This window comes from Psychrobacter aestuarii, from assembly GCF_904846035.1.
GTDB classification, from domain to species: Bacteria; Pseudomonadota; Gammaproteobacteria; order Pseudomonadales; family Moraxellaceae; genus Psychrobacter; species Psychrobacter aestuarii.
The window spans coordinates 2,495,203-2,517,828 of the sequence record NZ_CAJGYT010000001.1 but is presented as its reverse complement, the minus strand read 5'-3'; the positions used below and the strand labels follow the sequence as shown (position 1 = coordinate 2,517,828).

Here is a 22,626-nt window from a genome sequence, read left to right as displayed (position 1 = left end):
TAAAGTATATGGTAAATATTTCTACAACCGCCACACTGGTTCTGTAAGTTCTGTCAGTATCCCGATGACCTTGCGTTACAGCGTGTATCCATACTTATGAGACCTGCACAAACCCTACGCTCTGGTATGTCGGTGTTAAATGGTATGTAAGGCACAGTCGATGGCGCGTTGCCATTTGTCCACGTGGGCGTCACGCACGTCATCGCTCATATTTGGCTCAAAAGTACGCTCCACTTGCCACGAGTCGCGCATGATACGCTCATCATAAAGCCCCGTCTTTAATCCTGCCAATAGCGCTGCGCCGCGTGCGGTAATTTCGATGTCTTTGGGGCGCAGTACGGGCACGCCCAATAGGTCAGCTTGGAACTGCATGAGCAGATTGTTATTCGCTGCGCCGCCATCAACGCGCAGCTCGGTCAATGCGTGTGGGCTGTCTTTTTGCATGGCGACCAGCACATCATAGGTTTGGTAAGCGATGGACTCAAGCGCGGCACGGGCAATGTGGGCGCGGGTTGTGCCACGGGTCATGCCGCTGATACTGGCACTCACATCCGAGCGCCAATGCGGTGCGCCAAGTCCTGTAAAAGCAGGCAACAGCACAACCGACTCGCTGCTGTCGACTTCATTTGCCAAGGCTTCGATATCGCAGCTTTCTTTGACCAGACCCAGATTGTCACGTAGCCACTGCACCACTGCCCCTGCCATAAACACGCTACCCTCTAAGGCATAGGTGACCTCGCGTTTAGGTTTGTTGGCGTGCAGCATGCGCTTGCCTGTCTGCATCAGCTGCTCAAGTGAAGAGCGCTCGCTTGCGGTGCTTGGCTGCTTTTGCCAGGCAATGGTGGTTAATAGGCGATGCTCGCTCAGCTTCGGCACATTGCCGATATTCATCAGCATAAAGCACCCTGTACCATAGGTGTTTTTTGCCATACCCGCCTCCAAGCAGCCTTGACCCAACAGGGCAGCCTGCTGGTCACCAAGTACTGCATGAATAGGGATTTGTTTTGAAAACAGACCTTTTTTGGTTTTACCAAAATCACCATCTGAGGGCAATACTTCAGGGAGCATAGACATCGGGATATCAAAGCGCGCACACAATGCGTCCGACCAAGTCAATTGATTAATATCAAACAATAAGGTGCGAGACGCATTGGTGATGTCCATCACATGCGCGCCGCCCGTCAGCTGATGGATAAGCCAGCTGTCAATGGTACCGACCGCGATATGACCTTTGGCAGCGCGCGCCTTGATGTTGGGATGATTGCGCAGCAGCCATGCGATTTTACTGGCGCTAAAATACGGGTCGAGGCGCAATCCTGTAATGCGCTGAACGTCCTCAATGCTGTCATCCGCTGCCATCTTTTTGCATGCCGCTTCGGTACGGCGGTCTTGCCAGATAATCGCAGGTGCCAGTGGTTTGCCCGTTTGTTTGTCCCATATCACGATGGATTCGCGCTGGTTGGTGATGGCGATGCTTGAGATGTCAGTCGCCAGCAGTCCTGCTTGGTTGATGACGTCGTGCGCGCAGCTGATTTGTGTTTGCCAGATTTCTTTGGCGTCTTGCTCCACGTAGCCTGCTTGCGGGGTATGCAGGTGGGTTGCGCGCTGCGTCATTTTCACAGGTCGCATATGCGCATCGTACAAGATGGCGCGGCTCGAGGTGGTGCCTTGGTCTAAGGCGAGAATATATCCTGACATGGTGCGCACCTTTTACGTATTCTATGTTATTGATGATATCGAAGCTAACGTCTCAATGATGAGACTGGAACTACACGCCCGTTGAACATGAGCGGTTAAGCCATACAATCAAGCGCCAAGGGTATGCCAATAACAATATTACTAACACATCGTGTCCACATTGAATCTACAATAATAAAGTGCTAGGCATTGACCCGTCGTGATTGTAGCGCTACAGGGTGCACTCTTCAATATATCACCACTGTCAATGCTACGGTCTTTGCATTTTAATTGAATACCTTTTGGTTCGAGAACCCTTCAATATTCAGTCATTTGATGTGATAAATTGCGAACGATAATTGATATAAGCCTTGTAAGATTCGCTGTTAGCTTCCGATAAAGATTGTGGCACTACCCTCATCATAATACTACCAACCCTATAATGAATAACTGTTTTATGAAAACAATAATTTCCAAACCGACACGTTTATTAAAGCCTTTACTAGAAACGTGGCGTATTGCCAATACCTCTAACATTTGGGCCCATTGCGCAAGCGTTGGCTTTTTTGGTTTTTTATCTATTTTTCCAGCCATGGCAGTGTTTGTACTGATTTATGGTCTGGTGTTTTCACCTGCTGAAATGCAAGAGCAGGTTGCCCTACTGCGTGCTTTTATACCCGAAACGGTGTATGAGGTACTCAACTCACGATTAAGTGAGCTGGCTTCTAATACCAAATCCACATTGACGCTTAGCCTGATTGTATCGAGCCTACTGGCACTCTATGCTGGCTCTAAGGGCATGAAATCTTTGATGACCCTAATTAATCTTGCCTTTCATATCAATAAAGAACGCGGCTTTATCTCAGGCAAACTGCGTGCGCTTGTCTTGACCTTTGGTGCGGTCATCGTCTTGATTATTGCCATTTCTTCTATCGCTATCATACCCGTCGCTGCCAGCTTTTTCCCTTTTCCAAAAATAGGCGAAACCATCGCCCTATGGAGCCGATGGCCTGTACTGGCAGCCATCATCTTCGCAAGCTTTTTGGGCTTATACCGCTTGTCACCCAACCGCAAGCCCATCGCGCTCAAAAAACTGATACCCGGAACGATTTTAGCGAGTGTGCTTTGGATTGTGTTGTCTGTGCTGTTTTCGATATACGTACAAAACTTCAATAACTATAGCGCTGAATTCGGAGCGCTTTCAGCAGCGGTGGTCATTATGTTGTGGCTATATTACTCCGCGTTCATCATTGCTTTTGGTGCGATATTCAATTCCCAAGGTCTCGAAAAAGCCAAGCCGCAAGCCGTTCGCGTGTATTAGGCGCATGCCTTAATAATCACCGACCTATCATTGTATGTCTCACAAAAAAAAGCGCCCATCAACATAGGCGCTTTTTTACGTTATTCTGCTTATTATCTGCCGCTTTTTTAGGTGGCATAATTGACCGTTTAAAAAATACGGTTCAGACCATTGAGCGCTGCCACGCGGTAGGCTTCTGCCATCGTCGGATAATTAAAGGTGGTGTTTACAAAATACTCTAGGGTATTGTTGCACTTCATGACCACCTGACCGATATGAATAATCTCGGAGGCGTGATTGCCATAGCAATGAATACCAAGAATCTCTAGCGTCTCACGATGGAATAGAATCTTTAAGACACCACTACGCTCGCCGATGATTTGCGCGCGCGCCAAGTGTTTAAAGAAGGCTTGTCCCACTTCATAAGGCACTTGCTCATCGGTCAGCTCTTGCTCAGTTTTACCGATGCTCGAGATTTCAGGGATGGTGTAGATACCTGTCGGTACGCTAGAGACAGGCTCAGCATCGCGGTCGCCGACCATGAATGCCGCTGCACAGCGTCCTTGGTCATAGGCAGCAGATGCCAATGATGGCCAGCCAATCACGTCCCCTGCCGCATAAATGTGCTCAACGTCCGTACGGTAGGTGTCGTCTACTTTGAGCTGACCACGGCTGTTGGCTTTTAGACCAACGGCTTCTAGGTTCAACCCTTCGGTATTGCCCGAGCGACCATTTGACCACAGAATGGCATCAGATTTGATTTTTTTGCCACTTTTTAAGTGCAAAATCACGTAGTCATCGTGGGTTTCAAGATGGTCAATCTCTTCATTACTACGGATTAACACCCCAAACTGTCTAAAGTCATGGGCGATGGCATCACTGATTTCACTGTCTAGGTAGCTGAGCAGCTGGTCTTTGTTGTTAATCAAATCGACCTTGTAGCCAAGACCCGTAAAGATAGAAGCGTACTCACAGCCAATCACGCCTGCGCCATAGATGATGATTTTTTTGACCGCATAATCCATTTGCAAGATTTTATCGGAATCAAACACGCGTGGGTGGTCAAAGTCAAGAATTTCAGGGCGATATGGACGGCTACCGACGGTAATGATGGCTTTATTAAAGGTCAGCTCTTCAAAGACGTTGTCATCCAGCTCAATACGCAAGGTGTGCGCGTCCACAAAACTTGCCCAGCCGTGGATAACTTCGACCTGATTGCGCTCATAAAAACGCGTATGGGTGTTGACCTGACGGCGAATCACATGGCGCGCGTTTGCCAGCACTTTGTTCAAGGGGACTTGGTGATAGTCCATCGCTTGCGTGAACATCGGGTCACGGCGATAGTTAATCAGGTTAAATACCGATTGGCGCAGCGCTTTACTCGGAATCGTACCCACGTGCGTGCAGTTACCGCCGACTTGCTCACGCGGGTCGATGACCGCGACTTTTTTGCCAGATTTTGACAGTTTCATAGCCGCCGCTTCGCCCGCAGGACCTGCGCCCAAAACGACAACGTCATATTCGTAAGGGTGGTCATCCGCTTTTAGGCGTTGTGAGTCACGAGTGAGGTTGGATTTGATTTCGATGCGTTTGTCATCGAGCGGGCTGACTAAGGCAGGATGGTGCATGATGTCATCCGTGACTTGTTCATGCGTTTGTTCTATTTTTTCTTGCGTGCTTTTGTCTTGGGTGTCGTTTGGGGCGGTGTTCGGTGCGCTACCGCTGTCCTTGTTTGATACTTCTGTTTTGGTGTCCATACCCGTATCGTTGGTGGTGTCGCCTTTACGTTTGTTAGCCATCGTGTCCTCTTATTAGCTCTGTGTACATCAAGTAAAGTTGTCTGTACGTCAATCGTCGGTGCGTGCTCGGCACGTTCCTGTGTCGATATCCTGCTCGACATCAGGGTACATTGTACATACCTGTATTCTTATAAATAAATAGATAGCATTTATTTATGTAATACAGACTATTGCCATCCAAACATGCACGCCCGCTCATTTATTCATTGTGTGCGCAGCATCCCCGCGCAATTGTGGTTACTTTATCAGCCGATACGACGTTTTAATCCCGTCATCTGTAGTATGCGTGTTGCAATCTCTTCCACTGACATTTCTGAGACGTTGAGGTTCGGAATGCCTTGCGAGATATAAATGCCCTGAATCGCGCGCTGCTCTTGTTGGCACTGCTGATAGCTGGAATAACGGCTGCCTGCACGGCGCTCGTTACGGATACGTACCAAGCGGTCGGTGTCAATCATCAGACCGAACAACTTGTCTTTATGCTCACGCAGCGCTTTTGGTAGCTGGTTGTCGTACAAGTCGTCTTCGGTCAAAGGATAGTTCGCCGCGCGAATACCGAACTGCAATGCCAAGTACAGGGAGGTTGGGGTTTTGCCTGAGCGCGATACACCAATCAAGATAATGTCCGCCATACTATAGTGACGTGTGCGTGCGCCATCGTCATTATCGAGCGCAAAATGCACCGCATCGATACGGGCTTTGTACGTCTCAGAATCGACATGGTCATGCGCGTGTCCTGAATGCCCGTCAGGCTCGATACCGGTCTCTTCAGCGATACGCCCAATCAAGCCTTCATACATATCCAAGTTACAGCTGTCCGCTGAATTGATTTTTTCGCGAATCTCAGGGCTGACGATGGTATCAAAGACCAAGGGCAACAGACCGTCGCGCTGATAGGCCATATTGATTTGCTCCACCGCATCTTGTGCGCGCTCTAGCGTATCGACATATGGTAAGACGTGCGTCTCAAAAGGCACAGAGGCGAACTGACTCAAAATCGAGCGCCCAAGCGTCTCTGCGGTAATCGCCGTGCCGTCTGAGATAAAAAACGCACTTCTGATGGCTTGTGAATTGTCTAGGCTGAGGGCGTGACGATTTTGGATGGTGGGTTTGTCTTGCCCTGATAAGCTGTTGGTGTACATAAAAACCTACTATATATAAGTGTAAAGGGTATAAGAATAAAAGATAAAAGGGTGATTGGGAGCGCCATAAAAAGTAACCGCGCCATGACACGTCCCGTCAGTGATGCCTATATCATGTATATTAGTACTTATTTTAATCATGCATAACATCACCCCGCACGGTCACAAGTCTATACTCTGGCTACCCTACGTACTACCTCTGTTGGCGCGCGCCATCGGGTATCTGCCATCAGGCTTATGCTGTGCTCATGATTTGACATTATACGCATATTGGATAATGAATAGAAATCAATGTTTGTCTGACAAATAGCTTGCAGCAACCTTGCTGTGCCTGCTTAGGACATACATTTAGCATACATCCAGTTCATAGAGGCTGCATAGACTCATGCTAGTCTTTTTTGGTGTTTGATAGATAGCCAATATGCGATTTTCTTGCTTTAGTAGTCACTGTCACAAGTGCCTGCTTGGATGCACTTTTTGTGTGCAAATCTTTGGCGGATGCAAAAAACACGAAAAAAATGGCTTTTTTTCAAAAGTTTTTTGTTTCACTACTCGAAATTGTCTGATTATAACGGTATAATCTGGCGTTATAATCCTTACTAAATAACCTTATTTTTCGGAGTTATCATGACAGCGCAATCTACAGCACTTGTAATCAATCTTGATAAGCTAGGAAAAAATGATATTGACAGAGTTGGCGGCAAAAACGCCTCACTGGGTGAAATGATCAGCCATCTGTCAGATTTGGGCGTAAGCGTTCCTGGTGGTTTTGCAACCACAGCTGAAGCGTTTAACCGCTTTTTGACCGAAACGGGTCTGCTTGACAAGATTAACAGCGAGCTTAAAGCTTTAGACGTTGATGATGTTAATGCCTTGACAGCGACAGGTAAGAAAATCCGTCAGTGGATTATCGACCAAGAGTTGCCAAAAGATTTGGAACAAGAAGTTCGTCAAGCCTTTGAAGAAATGAGTGGTGGCGAAGACATCGCGGTTGCGGTACGTTCATCAGCGACTGCTGAAGATTTGCCAGACGCCTCATTTGCAGGTCAGCAAGAAACTTACCTAAACATCCGTGGTATCGACAACGTATTGATCGCGATTAAAGAAGTCTTTTCTTCTTTATACAACGATCGCGCTATCTCTTATCGTGTCCACAAAGGTTTTGAGCACGCAGGCGTTGCCCTATCAGCGGGTATTCAGCGTATGGTTCGCTCAGAAACTGGCGCAGCGGGCGTTATGTTCACGCTAGACACCGAAAGTGGATTTGACCAAGTGGTATTTATCACCTCAAGCTACGGTCTAGGCGAGATGGTCGTACAAGGCGCGGTGAACCCTGATGAGTTCTACCTATCTAAAAAGCTGATTAGCGACAACAAACCTGCGGTTATCCGTCGTAACCTAGGCAGTAAGCATAAGAAAATGGTCTATGGCGATGAAGGCAGCACTGCCAAATCAGTCAAAACCGTTGATGTTGATAAGCAAGACCGCATGCAGTTCTCACTATCGACTGAAGAGCTGACTGAACTTGCCAAACAAGCCATGACCATCGAAAAGCACTATGGTCACGCGATGGACATCGAGTGGGCAAAAGACGGCGATACTGGCGAGATTTTCATCGTTCAAGCACGTCCTGAGACTGTAAAAAGCCGTCAAGACAGCAACATCATGGAACGCTACGTCATCGACACCAGCAACGCTAAGATTCTATGCGAAGGTCGTTCAATCGGTCAGCGTATCGGCGCAGGTAAAGTACGTATCGTGAGCAACCTAAACGAGATGGACAAAGTACAAGAAGGCGACGTACTGGTATCAGACATGACTGACCCAGATTGGGAACCAGTAATGAAGCGCGCTTCTGCCATCATCACCAACCGTGGTGGCCGTACTTGTCACGCAGCGATTATCGCACGTGAACTTGGCGTTCCTGCTATCGTTGGCTGTGGTAACGCCACCGAACTGCTCAGCGACGGTCAAGACGTAACCGTATCTTGTGCCGAAGGCGATACAGGCTTTATTTATGAGAGCCAGCTCGACTTTGAAGTACAGACCAACTCTATCGAGTCTATGCCAGATCTTGCGTTCAAAATCATGATGAACGTCGGTAACCCTGACCGCGCTTTCTCATTCACGCAAATGCCAAACCAAGGTGTTGGTCTTGCGCGTCTTGAGTTCATCATCAACCGTATGATTGGTGTGCATCCAAAAGCACTACTCAACATGAATAGCCTACCCCGTGAAGTGTCACAAGCCATCAGTGAGCGTATCGCAGGCTACGCCTCACCAGTAGACTTCTATGTTGACAAATTGGTCGAAGGCATCTCAACTCTAGCGGTTGCCTTTATGGATCAGCCAGTTATCGTTCGTATGTCTGACTTTAAGTCAAACGAATACGCCAACCTATTGGGCGGCAAATTGTACGAGCCATCAGAAGAAAACCCAATGTTGGGCTTCCGTGGTGCGAGCCGCTATGTGTCAGAAAACTTCCGCGATTGCTTTGAGCTTGAGTGTAAAGCTTTAAAACGCGTTCGTGACGAGATGGGTCTGACCAACGTTGAGATTATGATTCCATTCGTTCGTACCACTGACGAAGCCCGTCAAGTAATCGAACTGCTTGAGAAAAATGGTCTAAAACGTGGCGAAAACGGTCTGCGCATCATCATGATGTGCGAGCTACCAACCAACGCCCTATTGGCAGAAGACTTCCTAGAGTACTTCGATGGCTACTCAATCGGCTCAAACGATTTGACGCAGCTGACCCTAGGTCTAGACCGCGACTCAGGCATCATCTCGCATCTGTTTGACGAGCGTGATCCTGCGGTTAAGAAACTGCTATCAATGGCGATTGCTGCTTGCCGCAAGCAAGGCAAATACATTGGTATCTGTGGTCAAGGTCCTTCTGATCACCCAGATTTGGCATACTGGCTCATGGAGCAAGGCATCACTTCAGTGTCACTAAACCCTGACTCTGTACTTGATACTTGGTTCTTCTTGGCTGGTGACGGCGAAAAATAAGCCATATAAGTAAGCCACTTTGGTATTGGGGTCTGTCTTGTTTCTTAACAAACAGACCCCATTTAATGACCTAAGATATGACTGAACATGTAGGCCTTTATGCAAATTTTTCTTGCTCGAAACAATGTACAAGCGGGTCCATACACACTGGATCAGCTCAATATCATGCTCGCATCAGGTGAGGTAAAGCTTGATGATTTGATGTGGCATGAAGGGTTTTCTGCGTGGCAACGTGTTGGTGACGTTACGGGCAATCAGGCGTTTTATCAGCCTGCACATAATGCGCCCACCACACCGCCGACCGTCCAGCCGACGCACCCAACCAGCAATACTGGCACCACCAGTAATCCCTCGGTAGACAGACTGTATGGCAAACCTGAAAGCAGCCAAAACAGCAGCTCGAACACCTCAAAGCCCAACTCTGTATCGCTCAATAAAGCAAAACCTGCAACCGCAACAGAAAAAGATACGGTTGTCGGCGATGTGATACTCGCGCCCATCATGTCTCGGATACTGGCCACTGCCCTCAACGGCTTATTGTACTTGCTGTCTATCTTGCCGCTTATTATGGCGTTGACCAAGCTCGACATAGATTACAGCAAATTTCAAAACGTCCAAAACCTTGATGCCGCCTATCAGTATTCGCTCAGCTTAATTGAGAGCATACCGCAAGGCACATTGATGATGTCACAGGCCATGGTATTTGGTCTGCTGGGCATTCAGTTGCTGTTCATCACCTTGCGCGGGCAGTCACTGGGCAAATTGATTACCGGTATCCGCGTGGTGGATCAAACCACCCATCGCCTGCCTTCTTTTGCAAAGCGCGTCATCATGCGTACCATTGTGCTGTTTTTGCTGTACAATATCTTGTTCTCGTTCACCAGCTTTTTAGGTTTTGCTGTGATTGCCATGCATTACTTCTTAGCCAGCAAAGATGACAAGAATATCGGTATTCATGACCGCTTGGCGCACACTATGGTGGTTAAGGCTGACAGCCGTCAATTACAAAAGCCTTCTGATATTTAATCGTTAACTGAGTACCAAGCTGTGCTCGGTTCGTCAAAAAGCAGTGCTTTGGCGCTGCTTTTTTTTATTGCCATCGTTTTTGGTGGTTTATTTTGATAGCAAACTGCGAAGAGGCATAATTTAACTTTGTACTTCTTGGCAATTATTGCTATAATACGGCGCTTTATAAACTAAGCTTATCTAACTTTAGATTGGGTTTATCTTATAAATCTCCTTGCTATCAACATAGGGTTGATAGCTGACTAATCCGCAAGGAGTCTATTATGCGACATTATGAAGTGGTGTTAATCGTACACCCAGACCAAAGCGACCAAGTGGTCGGCATGGTTGAACGCTACATCAAATTGGTTCAAGACAACAACGGCACTATCCACCGTCTAGAAGACTGGGGTCGTCGTCAGTTGGCTTACCCAATCAACAAGATCCACAAAGCTCATTACGTCCTATTCAACATCGAAACTGATGGCGAAACGCTTGCAGAGCTTGAAGAACTATTCCGTTACAATGACGCGATCATTCGTAGCCTAGTTATCCGCCGTGATGAGGCAATCACTGAAGAGTCTCAATTAGCTAAGAATGCCGATGAAAAACGCGCACGCAAAGCTAACCGTCGTTCTGACAACGACAATGACGACAACAGTGAAGACTAATTAAAGGAGAATACTCATGGCACGTTTTTATCGCCGTCGCAAATTCTGCCGTTTCACTGCTGAAGGCATCACTCACATCGACTATAAAGATGTTGAATTGCTAAAACAGTACATCAGTGACAATGGCAAAATCGTACCAAGCCGTATTACTGGTACTTCTACCAAATATCAGCGCCAGTTGGCAACAGCTATCAAACAAGCTCGTTACCTTGCGCTACTACCGTATACTGACAACCATCAGTAATTGACGTTTATCTAGGAGTGACTCATGCAAGTTATTTTGTTACAGCGTATCGTCAACCTTGGTAAGCTCGGTGAAACTGTCGATGTAAAACCAGGTTACGGACGTAACTTTCTAATCCCACAAGGCAAAGCATTGCCAGCTACTGCTGCTAACATCGAAAAGTTCGAAGCACGTCGTGCTGAACTTGAAGCAGAAGAAGCCGCTGAGCTAAGCGCTGCACAGACTCGTGCTGACGCATTGACTGACGTAAACGTCATCATGCGCGCGAAATCTGGCGACGAAGGCAAGCTATTCGGCTCTATCGGTACTCGCGATATCGCTGAAGCACTAACCAGCTCTGGTCTAGAAGTTGACCGTTCTGAAGTGAAGCTGCCTGAAGGCGCACTACGTCAAGTGGGCGAATACAATGTTGATATTCAACTACACCACGACGTAACTGCTAGCATCCTTGTTACTATCTTGTCTGAAGATGGCGACAACAGCTTTGCAGAAGAAAGCGAAGAAGACGATTCAGAAGAATAATCTCTGATGGTTTAATCGCAAAAAAAGAGCCTGCATTATGCAGGTTCTTTTTTTTGTGCCGTGTTTTATGAGAGGATGGTATAGGTAAATCTTTGATCGATAACCACTGTTATTAAATGTAAAGCGGCGCAGCAATGGCTTGCCAGATGGGCACTTGGTCGATATAATACACCGTTCTATTGGGGATGTTCTGGCTTCGACGCTGGTAACGAAACTCAATGATGCATGTCGAGAGAGTATGCCCTCTCGTTAATCAAGTATATAATGTAATAGTCGCAAACGACGAAACTTACGCTCTAGCAGCTTAAACTCTGCTTACTTAATTGCTGATTGCCTATAGTTGGTTAATTAAGTTGAAGCGCACGCATATAGGTTCGCCACAAGTGGTTGTCTCAACCGCTTGGGTTCAAACTTAGAGACTCGCCCAATCCATCCTGACTGTCGGATCGGTGCAGGTTAAAGCCAAAGACAGACCCTAAACATGTAGATTCATGAGTGTAGTATTGGCGGACGCGGGTTCAACTCCCGCCATCTCCACCAAATATTTGAAAAAGTCAGTCACTTAGGTGGCTGGCTTTTTTTATTGGCAATGTTGTTGATATCTCTTTTGCCTTTATTGCCTATCCATTCATTCATTTATCATACATCTTCCTTTTCTAGCCGCTCATCGCGTATTTATACACACAGCACCTAGTCATACCCCCCCCGCTTCGATTATATTCTGCCTACTCAATTATCTTGGAACACGGCACTTATGAGTCTGGTCGACATTTTTTTATACGACACCACATGGGCATTTATGGTCGAGATTGCCATTCGTGTGACGGTGATGTTCGTACTTATCATTCTCTTTTTGCGCTTTACGGGCAAGCGCGGCGTGCGCCAGCTGTCTATCTTTGAGCTGACCATTATTCTGTCGCTTGGCTCAATTGCAGGCGACCCGATGTTTACCGAGGATTTGCCCATCATTCAGGCCGTGCTTATTATGAGCCTAGTGATTGTGCTGTATCGCTTTTGCACGTGGCTGATGATGAAGTACCAGCCGATTGAGGATTTGCTCGAGGGGCGCTCGCTCTACATCGTCGAGAACGGCAAGCTGGTACTCGATAAAATTGATAAGGGCAAAATGTCACATGATGAATTTTTTGCTGAGATGCGCCAACAAGGTATTGAGCACTTAGGTCAAGTGCGGGTGGGACTGCTGGAGACCGATGGCACATTTAGCCTGTTGATGTTTGCCGATGATGACGTGCATTACGGCTTACCGATATTCCCAAAAGCCTACCAAGCGGCTGAGGAGATTGAGCCACAGTGTCATTATGCCTGTATGTACTGCGGACAGGTTGAGCATGTGGTGACCGATAAGCAAAAATGTCATCGCTGCGAGGACAAATGCATTGGCTGGGCAAAAGCCATCAATACCAAGGTCGTCCGATAACGACAACTCTGGATTTTAATAACACTAAAGAAGGCTTAAGTGCGTTAAGTGCTTAACTGCATAAACATCGTTAAACAATATAAGCTTGTTTATTTATACATGTATCGTACCGCTAGGCAGTAACGCAGTACAGACAAAATGCTGCACAACATACTTGATTATCCTACTGTCGTTACTTTTGTTCAGCGTTAGACTGAGATTGTTGATGAATTATGGTTAGGAGCACGAGCATGTTAGGACACACATCTATATCTAAACCAGCGGTAGCGCGCGCAGTGACTTTTGCAGGCTGTATGTTTGGCGGTCTGCTACTTTTGACAGGGTGCAATTCGCCGAATGATTCGGAAAATGTAGAAGGCAGCATGAACACAGAGACGCCTACAGAAGCCGCCAACGCCTCTGCGCCCGTATCCGAAGCACCCCTCGATACGGACGCAAGCGACCAAAACACACCGCCTACCAGCATGCCGAGCGCACCCAGCGCTAGCAATACCCCAAAAGCGTACGATGCACAAATCGTGAGCCCAGCGGGTTATAAGACGCTGCGCTTTGGGCAGGACATTACTGCGGAGATACGCGAACAATTTGGCGCAAAAGAGCCTGACACAGGCGATGAAAGCTGTTATTACCTCAGCGATAACACACTGACTTATAACAGCACCGAGTTTGGCAAACGGGCTTCTGTACTGTATCAAATCATCGATGGCAAAATGGCACTGATTCATGTCCAAGGTCCCAATGCGCCCTTTTATAATGGCGTTCGTGTGGGTGATTCGGTCGATTCAGTGATGGCCACGCATGATGGCCAGCTTGATTATGAGGTCGACCATTATGCACAAAATGGCGATTATTATAATTTGATTGCCAATGTGAATTTTACGGTCGTAAATCCCAGCAAAGACGGCTCCGTACTGACGACAGACAATATTAAGATGACCAATGATACCGATACCCTACCCATTCAGGTTGAGTATCATATTAAAAATGGGCAAAAACTGAGTCAGAACACCATCGCTGCTGACAGCTGGAGCGCAGCAGATAAAGACAAACTGGTCGGTGAAGTCGACAGTATTGATATCGGCATTCCTGAAGCCATTTATTTGATTGAAGGCTGTTCTTAACATTCATAATCTACCAAGCTGATAAAAAATCCCGCGTGTGCCATGCAGCAGACGCGGGATTTTTTATAGGTATAACAAACGACGGATGTCCAGACGTTTTGTAAGAAAAAGCATTTGCTATTAAGCCAATACGCGGTTTAGCCACTGCCCAATGTCTTCGATTTGTGCCATGCATACTTGGTGCGCCATTGGATAAGTCAGATAGTTGGCAGCATACTGCTTGTCTTTTAACAACGTATACGCACGCTCGCCCAACTGTACGGGGACGACAGGGTCATGGGTGCCATGTTGAATAAGAATGGGCAGGTCACTATTGGCAGCACTATAGTCAATGGTGGCGTCGGTAGCAAAATAGGTCGATAGTACCATTAAGCCTGCCAAGCGCTTGGGGTAGCTGAGCGCTGTCTGGTAAGCGACTGCGCCGCCTTGCGAAAAGCCTGCGATGACAATCTTGTCCGTCGCAATGCCATTTGCCAGCTCGCGTTCAATCAGCGCGCCAATCTGCTCGGCAGAGTGCATGATCTGGTCGGTATCGATTTTACGCTCGATACTCATCTCAAGGATGTCATACCATGCGGGCATGATATAGCCGCCGTTGACGGTCACAGGACGCTTGGGCGCATTCGGAAAAATAAAGCGCACCCCGCGTGTGCCATCTAAGCCCAGCTGCGGGACGATGGGTTCAAAGTCGTGACCACTGGCGCCGAGTCCATGCAGCCAAATCACTGCCGCGCTGATAGGGGCGTTTTGCGGGTTGTGTTCGCGAATGATGCAGTCTAAATACTCACTCATACTCGTGTCCTTGTTGTGTTTTGATATTGCTCGTGTTGCACCTTAGGGTGCGTCGCTCGCCAGTATACTACATCATTTGTCGTTTGATGACGCAGAGGGTCGGCAGGCGGATTCATACGTTTTTCATCAAAATCTGTACGGCGGCGACTTTGGGCAGTGTGCTTTTGTGCTAGGATTAATATCACTTTTTACCTGATTTTATCTGACCTGCATACAGGGCTGCGCATGAACCATATTTTATTGGTCGAAGATGACCCCGCGATTGCTACTTCATTAAACATCACGTGCAAGCGTGAGGGCTGGCAGATGACATGGCTGGACAATGCCAGCAGTGTGCTGGAATTTTTACGCACGGCTGCGGCAGCGAACCTATCGGCGATTATCTTAGATGTGGGTTTGCCTGACGGTGACGGTCTGAGTCTGTGCCAAAAAATCCGCCATACCGCCGATATCGGACGCTTGCAAGACGTGCCGATTGTGTTTTTGACCGCGCGCAGTGAAGAGGTCGATCGTATCTTAGGGCTGGAGATGGGCGGCGATGACTACTGCGCCAAGCCCTTTAGTCCACGTGAGCTGGTGGCGCGCATCAAGGCAATTTGGCGACGCGAGCAGCTGCATCATGCCGCTGTCAATACGACAGACGCCGCAGCACCTCATGATGGCGCCATGCTGCAAATGAGCGAACAAGCCCTTACCTTTCATTGTCGCTCGGGCACTTGGCATTATCAGCCGCTCAATTATTCACTGCTGTGGCAGCAGCAAAAACTGGATCTTAGCAATACTGAGCGTAAAATCCTGCTGACCCTATTGCAAGCACCCAATCAGGTCTTTAGCCGTGAGCAACTGCTTTGCGCCATCAGCGATTATCCTGACCACCGTCTTGCCCGCACCATCGACAGTCATGTCAAATCCATCCGTAAGCAGCTGGCACAGGTCGATGACGCGACTGAGGTCATCTATACCCATCGCGGCTTGGGCTATGGCTTGTGTCCTGCGTGATGCTGATATGAATACTTTTAAAAAATAAGACCCGCCCTTATGCCTGAATCACCGACCGAATCACCCGCCCTGGCAGGTGCCAAAAACTGGTACGCCAAATTGCACCCTATTGGCACGACCGCTGTACACAATACGCCCAAGCGCCCATTGAATTTGAGTATTTTTTTTCGCATTTGGCTCGCGGTGGCGCTGGTCTTGCTTTTGTGCGGCATCGCGGCGTTCAGTCAATTGTTTGGCTATATCAAGCCCACTGCACATCAGGTGATTGAGGATACGCTTGCCGATACCAGCACCCTACTTGCTGCGACCTTGCAGCAGCCATTATTGTCCAAGCGCTTGTATGACGACGATTATCAGAGGCAACTGGATGCGTCCTTACAGCGTCGTTATGGCACACAAAAGAACATCAACGGTATCGTCAGTGATGATTCTGCCGCAAGCTTTCGTGTTTATGTGACCGATGCGGCGGGCAAAGTCGTGTACGACTCACAGCCGCAGCCGAACAATGACGAAACCGAGGATTATAGCCGCTGGAACGATGTATATCTGACTTTACGCGGTGAATATGGTGCGAGGAGCACTGTACAAGCGCCTCAGAGCGACGATGCGGTGATGTACGTGGCGCAGCCCATCCACAACCCCGCGGGCGCCATCATTGGCGTGGTCAGTGTGGGCAAGCCTGTCGCCAGCGTGCTGCCCTATCTGAGCGCGACCCGCCAGCGCATGCTGGTCACCGCGCTGTTTATGAGCGGCGCTGCTTTGATACTGGCAGGGCTTGTCGCATGGTGGCTTAAGCAAAGCATCACTTTGGTGACGCAGTATACGCGCGCCTTGGCAGAAGACACGCAAAAGCCCTATTTTTATCTGGGGCGCGAGCTGAACAGCTTGACCGATACCATTGAGAGCATGAAGCATCGCCTAGAAAACCGTGCTTACGTCACCGATTATGTGCATACCTTGACCCATGAGTTAAAAAGCCCTTTGACCGCCATTCGTGCCAGTAGTGAGCTGCTAGAAGACGATGCTTTAGACGCCGAAGACCGCGAAATGCTAAGCCAAACCATCGGTGAACAGTCCATCAAGATGCAGCAGCTGATTGATAGGTTGCTGCTCCTCGCTGCCGTCGAGCAGCCGAGCTTTCGCCTCAGTCGCCAACCGATTGAGATGCTGGCACTGCTCCATCAACTGCTGACGGACAATAGCGTCAAACTGCATCAAAGCCACTTACAGCCGATGGAACTGTGGTTAAATGACGCACGGTTACACTTGCAGGATTTGCTTGATGTGCAGACACCGCTGTATATCTGCGCCGACAGATTTTGGCTGGTGCAAGCACTACAAAATGTGCTGGACAATGCGCTGTATTTTGCCGCCACACGCGTGGTTATTCGGCTGCGTAATGATGCAGAGCAGCTGTCGCTTGAGATTATAAACGACGGTAAGCCGCTGCCAGATTATGCGCTGGATAAAGTATTCAATCGCTACTTTAGCCTGTCGCGGCAAAGCATGGAAACGCTCGAGGACAATACCAGCGCCACTCGTGCGAGTCGGCACAAAAAAGGCACGGGACTTGGCTTAACGCTGGTCAAGCAAGTCATTGAGCATCATGGCGGTACGGTCAGTATTCGCAATATCGCAACCCCAACGGCGCAGACACCCGCTGGCGTGGCGCTACAGATTCAGCTGCCGACGATAGCCGCGCCAAGCAGGTAGCCTGACCTACTCACCAAATAAGCAAAGAAGCGCGATTCATCCTTTTTCCATAGCCTTTGCACCCTTATTCGACATGATGCAGCTATCTTGTTGTTAGGTTTTGACAACACAGGGTATTCTCATGCACGCTTTATCATCCACACCGCCGCGCTTTATCGGTATGACTCGCCAGCACTGCCAGCAGCGCCTCGCCCATGCTTTGATTGACAGCATCGACTTTGGTCATTGGCTCTTGATACCGAGTATGCAGACGCTACTTGTCTTTCGTCATCAGCACTGTATAGCAATAGACCACTGCCCCGCGTTATAAGCACATTTTTATACCACATTTGCATAAAAAAACGCCCAAAGTAGCACGTCTTTGGGCGTTTTATATGGTTTTTAGCACTTATTTAATAGGTAAAAAACGGCTATTAAATGGCGGCAACAGGCGCTTGTACATCGGCATTTTGTGCGCGGTGGCGCAAGTAATGGTCGAGTAAAACCATCGCCAGCATGGCTTCGGCAATCGGTGTCGCACGCACGCCGACGCAAGGGTCGTGACGCCCTTTGGTCAACATATCAATGGCTTGACCGTCCGTATTGATGCTCTTGCCTGCTGTGGTGATGCTTGAGGTTGGCTTAAGCGCGATACTGACGCAAATGTCTTGCCCCGAAGAAATCCCGCCCAAGATACCGCCTGCGTGATTGGCAGTAAATCCCTCTGGCGTCAGCTCATCGCGGCTGGTGTGTCCAAACTGACCTGCAACCGCCATACCATCACCAATCTCCACACCTTTTACCGCATTGATACTCATCATGGCGTGAGCAATGTCCGCATCCAAGCGGTCAAATACAGGCTCGCCAAGACCGACAGGTACGCTGCTGGCAATGATATCGAGCTTGGCGCCGCAGCTGGTGCCTTCACGGCGCAAGTTGTCAATTAAGGCTTCAAAGTCGCCAATCGCGTCTTTGTCTGCACAAAAGAACGGATTGCTATTCACAAAGTCCCAATCAATTTGGTTTGGGTCAGTGACTTGGCTATAGGCATTGCCAATTTGGGTCACGTGACCACGCACTTGGACGCCCAGACGCTCGAGCAGGTATTTTTTGGCGATTGCCCCTGCTGCCACACGCATGGCAGTTTCACGCGCCGACGAGCGACCGCCGCCGCGATAGTCGCGAAAGCCGTATTTCATGCTATAGGTATAGTCGGCATGTCCTGGACGAAAGGTGTCTTTGATGTCGCTATAGTCTTTGGATTTTTGGTTGGTGTTACGAATCAACAGCCCAATCGGTGTGCCTGTGGTCTTGCCCTCAAACACCCCTGAGATAATCTCCACCACATCATCTTCGCGGCGCTGGGTCGCATACTTTGACGTGCCAGGCTTGCGGCGGTCTAAGTCGGTTTGCAAGTCTTCTGCGCACAAGCTCATGCCTGGTGGCACGCCATCGACGATTGCCATCAATCCTGCGCCGTGTGACTCGCCACATGTGGTCACCGTAAACAGCTGCCCAATAGTATTGCCTGCCATAGTCGTCCCTAGCCCTTTGAATCAATAGGTTAAAATATTTTTGGAATATAAATACAAATCACGCATTTAAAAAAAGACCGCTAAAAACGCTGCCAGCCCTTTAGCGACAGCGTTTTTCATTGGTTTATAAGCCGTTTTGCTCAAGCAGTGCCACTTGGTGTGCAAACAGCTCACGGTGCGCCATCAGCTCATCATAAGTAATGGCAAAAATGCCGTGCCCGCCGTGCGCGAATTTGAGCCAGTCAAACTGAATGTCAGGATACGCTTGCGACAGCGCCCATTCACTGTCGCCCACTTCACAGACCAGCAAGCCTTCAGGACTGAGATAATCAGGCGCATCATGCAAAATACGATGCACGAGCGTCAAGCCATCTTGACCTGCGGCAAGCGCGTGCTCAGGCTCATACAAAAATTCAGGCGGCAAATCTGCCATAATAGCGGCATCGACGTATGGCGGATTGGTGACAATCAATTCATACTGATTTTCGGCTGGGATTTTGGCGAATAGGTCTGACTCAATCACATTGACCTGATGACTCAGCTCATGATGCTCAACGTTGACCGCCGCCACTTCCAATGCGCCTTTGTCGATATCAGCAGCATCGACCATCGCATCGACAAAACGTGTCGCAAGCGCAATAGCGATACAGCCAGAACCTGTGCACAAATCCAAGATACGCTCAGGCTGCGACAGCTGTTTTAGCTCCAGACCATGCTCAAAGAAGCTCGGTACAGACTTGCCTGCCACCTTGCCAATAGGCTTGGCAAACTCATTGACATCAAAATACGGATAAAACTGCTGACGAATCAGCTCTGCAATCGGTGAGCGTGGAATCAAAACGCGCTCATCAACATAAAATGGCAAATCACAGAAATACGCCAGATTAATCAAATAGCTTAGCGGCTTGCGCTCAGCGATACGCTCTTCTAGCAGACCCAATACCGCCTGTTTTTCAGACATCGTCAAGCGGCAGTCCAAGACCTGCTCATCTGCCGACCAATCCAATGACAAGCTGTGCAGCACAATCGCGGCGGCTTCAGCAAACTCATCGGTCGTTCCCTGCGCCACCACCACATCGTACTGACGCAGCTGTGTGACCGCAAAGCGGATAAAGTCACGGATGCTAAACAGCTGCTCACGCGCTTCTTCGAGCTCAGCGCGTAGCGTCGAAAACTCAGCATCTTCGTCAAGCAGACCCTCATCAAAGCCTTCTTCGGCATCGAAATATTGGTCTTGAAACGCCTCTGCGCTCATGGTCTCATGTTCTGGCATATCGCACCTTTTGTCGGCTGTGTGCGGTCAGCGACCCACACATAAAGATAAAAACATAAATAATCAGATGATGTGCGCATTATAGACATAAACCGCCAAGCGCGCCAATCTCTACGCGGCTTTTTAAAGGGCATACGCGCGGATTTATCCATTTTAGCGCAGCTGGCTGCATTGCACGCACTACCTTACTTAAGCATCTCTATCATCAGACTTTGCGCAATAAGCGCGTCAAATATTCACCCAATCATTACGCCTTTGTAGTCAATACGTCACCAAAGCGCACTTCTACCGTTTGTCCCGCAAAAACACACGGCAAATATTTGCGCCTACCCTGAATAATACGCATAATAGCGTTATTGCAACTATCAACTGTGACTGATATATGATGACAAAAAAGCCACTTATCACCGCCATATCTATCGCTGCCCTAAGCGCTGGCATCATCAGCCCAGCCATTGCAGCGCCAAGTGACAGCGACGCCTTTACCGTCGGTTCGCTATCGGGCATCAATCTTGAAGAAAGCCGTAACAACCGCGTGAATGCCACGACCAGCGCGCAAGCTTCGGCAAACGACCGTATGGGTCAACTGATTGAAAACCAAAGCAACCAAGCCCGCCGTGCGCCTGCTGCTGCTCCTGTCGCCGCAGACAACATGACCGCAGAAGAGCTGACCCGTAAAGATGAGCAAGCCGACCGCAATGATGACATTGACGAAGGTCAAGCCGTCAGTGCGCCAAGCCAAGCCATGCGCAGCACTTCAGCCGACCCACTGTCTTTTGAGCTGCCTGAGAGCGAGCAGCTACAAGACTTTAGCAATGACCCGACCATCAAAAGCATCGAAGATGCCGATGGCAAGCGCCACACCACATTGAACCTCTCAGACTATGCCAAGCAGGTCAACAGTGCCACATGGTCGCCGAACATGAAAGTCAACTCAGCGATGACCATTAAATTACAAGCGCTGCTCGACTGGAACCATGCATCACCAGGTCCGATTGATGGCGGCTGGGGCATGAACAGCAAAAAGGCCTTGATTAACTTTCAAAACATGAAAGGCTTACAACCCACAGGTAAAATGAACCAGCAGACGTGGGACGCTTTGGTTAAAGGGGTGAATAAAAACAAACCCGTCTTGGTCACGTATACCTTGACCGAAGAAGACATCAATACCAACTTTGCCACCACTCCTGCTACCTCAGAAGCCAAGTCAAAAGTAAAAGGCTTGTATTACCAAGACATCAAAGAGATGCTCGGTGAGCGCTTCCATATGGACGTGCGCTATTTAGACAAGCTGAACAAAAACAAAAACTACCAAGCGGGCGAAACCGTCACCGTGGTCAACACGCGCGGACAGCTCAACCAGCGCATCAACCGCGTGGTCGCTAACAAAGCGGACAAAACCTTGTACGCTTATAACGGGGACAAACTGGTCGCCACTTATCCGACCACCGTCGGTAGTGACGCCACCCCATCGCCACACGGCACCTATAAAATCGTCAACAAAGTCAAAATGCCATGGTACAAAGCCACTGTCGATGAAGCGGGCGGCAAAAAAGTCTACATGCTGCCACCAGGACCGAACAACCCTGTCGGCGTGGTATGGATGGGACTGTCAAAACCCTCTTACGGCTTGCACGGCTCGCCAAAACCTGAAGGCATCAGTCGCCAAGCCTCACATGGCTGTATCCGTCTGACCAACTGGGACGTGCTCGAAGTCTATGCCAACATCGAAAATGGCGCGACGGTTGTTCTAGAATAACAGCGAACCTTATCATTATAAAAAAGCCCCGTACCAAGTGACGGGGCTTTTTTTATTATTGATATTTTTGCTTGTCTTGATCTTATCCAAGCACTGTCGCCAAATATTTTCCTTAACATACCGCCTTTGCAATCCCTTGCCCGCAAACACTCGCCGTTATACGCTAGCTTGTATCCATACTGCAGCATTTATCACAGCCCGTAGCCCTCTTCTTTACCCGTAATGCGACTGATTTTTTTGGTCAGTGTCAATGCCGCTGGAATGGCGAGTAAAATCCCCACGCCGACCGCCATCAAAATGTGCGCTGTGCCATTAAAATCGAACACTAAAGCCGCAATCAAGCATAGCCCCATGCTTACGGTCGATGCCATAGCGTATATAACAGAAAACAATGCCCAATTCATAAGTTAATCCTTATCGCTGGTGTGGTTTTATAGTCATCATACCGCCATATCCCTACTTTTAGTAAGTATTTACTACAAACGCTACCGAACATGAAAAAAGGCTGATTCTTTTCAAAACCCATGATAATATAGTGGGTTTTCAAATCGACAAAAGTTTTAAATTATTCTTATTTACCTTTACCACTACTCCGCATCTTTTGTCTCTCCTGCCTCTTGGTCATCACGCCTTTAACCATAAAAA

General features: G+C 48.6%; 19 protein-coding genes and 1 other RNA gene. 13 read left to right on the top strand and 7 right to left on the bottom strand.

The features are described 5' to 3' along the window. Window positions 1-135 precede the first annotated feature (135 nt). Entirely contained in the window at window positions 136-1,698 is a 1,563-nt protein-coding gene (gene glpK / locus JMW05_RS10790) for a glycerol kinase GlpK (RefSeq protein WP_201505247.1), read from the bottom strand. A 436-nt stretch (window positions 1,699-2,134) separates the two neighbouring features. On the opposite strand from glpK, the gene JMW05_RS10785 reads away from it, so the two are divergent. Then, window positions 2,135-2,998, top strand: a complete 864-nt coding sequence (locus tag JMW05_RS10785; RefSeq protein ID WP_201505246.1) for a YihY/virulence factor BrkB family protein — start codon at window positions 2,135-2,137, stop codon at window positions 2,996-2,998. Between the two features lie 128 nt (window positions 2,999-3,126). Here JMW05_RS10785 and sthA read toward each other — a convergent pair whose 3' ends face one another. Both sthA and ppsR read right to left on the bottom strand, forming a co-directional pair. Beyond that, complete coding sequence (gene sthA / locus JMW05_RS10780; protein ID WP_201505637.1) at window positions 3,127-4,605, bottom strand: Si-specific NAD(P)(+) transhydrogenase; 1,479 nt, start codon at window positions 4,603-4,605, stop codon at window positions 3,127-3,129. Between the two features lie 416 nt (window positions 4,606-5,021). Continuing rightward, window positions 5,022-5,918 (bottom strand): posphoenolpyruvate synthetase regulatory kinase/phosphorylase PpsR, encoded by an 897-nt coding sequence (gene ppsR, locus JMW05_RS10775; protein WP_227691515.1) that lies wholly within the window; start codon window positions 5,916-5,918, stop codon window positions 5,022-5,024. A 627-nt stretch (window positions 5,919-6,545) separates the two neighbouring features. Here ppsR and ppsA point away from each other — a divergent pair. The 8 genes from ppsA to JMW05_RS10735 all read left to right on the top strand — a co-directional run bounded on the left by ppsA (window position 6,546) and on the right by JMW05_RS10735 (window position 13,931). Beyond that, on the top strand, window positions 6,546-8,930 hold the full coding sequence (ppsA, locus tag JMW05_RS10770) for a phosphoenolpyruvate synthase (protein ID WP_201505245.1): 2,385 nt from the start codon (window positions 6,546-6,548) through the stop codon (window positions 8,928-8,930). A gap of 99 nt (window positions 8,931-9,029) precedes the next feature. Then, window positions 9,030-9,956: an RDD family protein gene (locus tag JMW05_RS10765; protein WP_227691514.1), complete on the top strand. Its 927-nt coding sequence runs from the start codon at window positions 9,030-9,032 to the stop codon at window positions 9,954-9,956. Between the two features lie 263 nt (window positions 9,957-10,219). Next, window positions 10,220-10,606 (top strand): 30S ribosomal protein S6, encoded by a 387-nt coding sequence (rpsF, locus tag JMW05_RS10760; RefSeq protein ID WP_199508350.1) that lies wholly within the window; start codon window positions 10,220-10,222, stop codon window positions 10,604-10,606. 16 nt (window positions 10,607-10,622) lie between these two features. Further along, window positions 10,623-10,850 carry a 30S ribosomal protein S18 gene (gene rpsR / locus JMW05_RS10755; RefSeq protein ID WP_068404827.1) on the top strand — a complete coding sequence of 76 codons (228 nt, stop codon included), beginning with the start codon at window positions 10,623-10,625 and terminating at the stop codon, window positions 10,848-10,850. Window positions 10,851-10,874: 24 nt separating this feature from the next. Further along, on the top strand, window positions 10,875-11,372 hold the full coding sequence (gene rplI / locus JMW05_RS10750) for a 50S ribosomal protein L9 (protein ID WP_201505244.1): 498 nt from the start codon (window positions 10,875-10,877) through the stop codon (window positions 11,370-11,372). Between the two features lie 181 nt (window positions 11,373-11,553). After that, window positions 11,554-11,912: a transfer-messenger RNA gene (gene ssrA, locus JMW05_RS10745) on the top strand. A gap of 214 nt (window positions 11,913-12,126) precedes the next feature. Then, window positions 12,127-12,810 carry a DUF421 domain-containing protein gene (locus JMW05_RS10740; RefSeq protein WP_201505243.1) on the top strand — a complete coding sequence of 228 codons (684 nt, stop codon included), beginning with the start codon at window positions 12,127-12,129 and terminating at the stop codon, window positions 12,808-12,810. Window positions 12,811-13,172: 362 nt separating this feature from the next. Further along, window positions 13,173-13,931 (top strand): hypothetical protein, encoded by a 759-nt coding sequence (locus JMW05_RS10735; protein ID WP_201505242.1) that lies wholly within the window; start codon window positions 13,173-13,175, stop codon window positions 13,929-13,931. Between the two features lie 120 nt (window positions 13,932-14,051). On the opposite strand, the gene JMW05_RS10730 is transcribed toward JMW05_RS10735, so the two are convergent. Next, a complete protein-coding gene (locus tag JMW05_RS10730) occupies window positions 14,052-14,723 on the bottom strand; it encodes an alpha/beta hydrolase (protein WP_201505241.1) in 672 nt (223 codons plus the stop codon). Window positions 14,724-14,948: 225 nt separating this feature from the next. On the opposite strand from JMW05_RS10730, the gene JMW05_RS10725 reads away from it, so the two are divergent. The 3 genes from JMW05_RS10725 (at window position 14,949) to JMW05_RS10715 (ending at window position 17,745) form a co-directional block, all read left to right on the top strand. Then, on the top strand, window positions 14,949-15,722 hold the full coding sequence (locus tag JMW05_RS10725; protein ID WP_201505240.1) for a response regulator: 774 nt from the start codon (window positions 14,949-14,951) through the stop codon (window positions 15,720-15,722). 39 nt (window positions 15,723-15,761) lie between these two features. Continuing rightward, complete coding sequence (gene creC, locus JMW05_RS10720) at window positions 15,762-17,435, top strand: two-component system sensor histidine kinase CreC (protein WP_201505239.1); 1,674 nt, start codon at window positions 15,762-15,764, stop codon at window positions 17,433-17,435. 121 nt (window positions 17,436-17,556) lie between these two features. Further along, complete coding sequence (locus tag JMW05_RS10715; RefSeq protein WP_201505238.1) at window positions 17,557-17,745, top strand: hypothetical protein; 189 nt, start codon at window positions 17,557-17,559, stop codon at window positions 17,743-17,745. A 103-nt stretch (window positions 17,746-17,848) separates the two neighbouring features. Here JMW05_RS10715 and aroC read toward each other — a convergent pair whose 3' ends face one another. Continuing rightward, complete coding sequence (gene aroC, locus JMW05_RS10710) at window positions 17,849-18,949, bottom strand: chorismate synthase (RefSeq protein WP_201505237.1); 1,101 nt, start codon at window positions 18,947-18,949, stop codon at window positions 17,849-17,851. Between the two features lie 124 nt (window positions 18,950-19,073). Next, complete coding sequence (gene prmB / locus JMW05_RS10705; protein WP_201505236.1) at window positions 19,074-20,222, bottom strand: 50S ribosomal protein L3 N(5)-glutamine methyltransferase; 1,149 nt, start codon at window positions 20,220-20,222, stop codon at window positions 19,074-19,076. 382 nt (window positions 20,223-20,604) lie between these two features. Here prmB and JMW05_RS10700 point away from each other — a divergent pair, with 382 nt between their 5' ends. Then, window positions 20,605-21,981, top strand: a complete 1,377-nt coding sequence (locus tag JMW05_RS10700) for a L,D-transpeptidase family protein (protein ID WP_201505235.1) — start codon at window positions 20,605-20,607, stop codon at window positions 21,979-21,981. A 191-nt stretch (window positions 21,982-22,172) separates the two neighbouring features. Here the strand turns inward: JMW05_RS10700 and JMW05_RS10695 are convergent, their stop codons facing one another. Next, a complete protein-coding gene (locus tag JMW05_RS10695; protein ID WP_201505234.1) occupies window positions 22,173-22,385 on the bottom strand; it encodes a hypothetical protein in 213 nt (70 codons plus the stop codon). Window positions 22,386-22,626 lie beyond the last annotated feature (241 nt).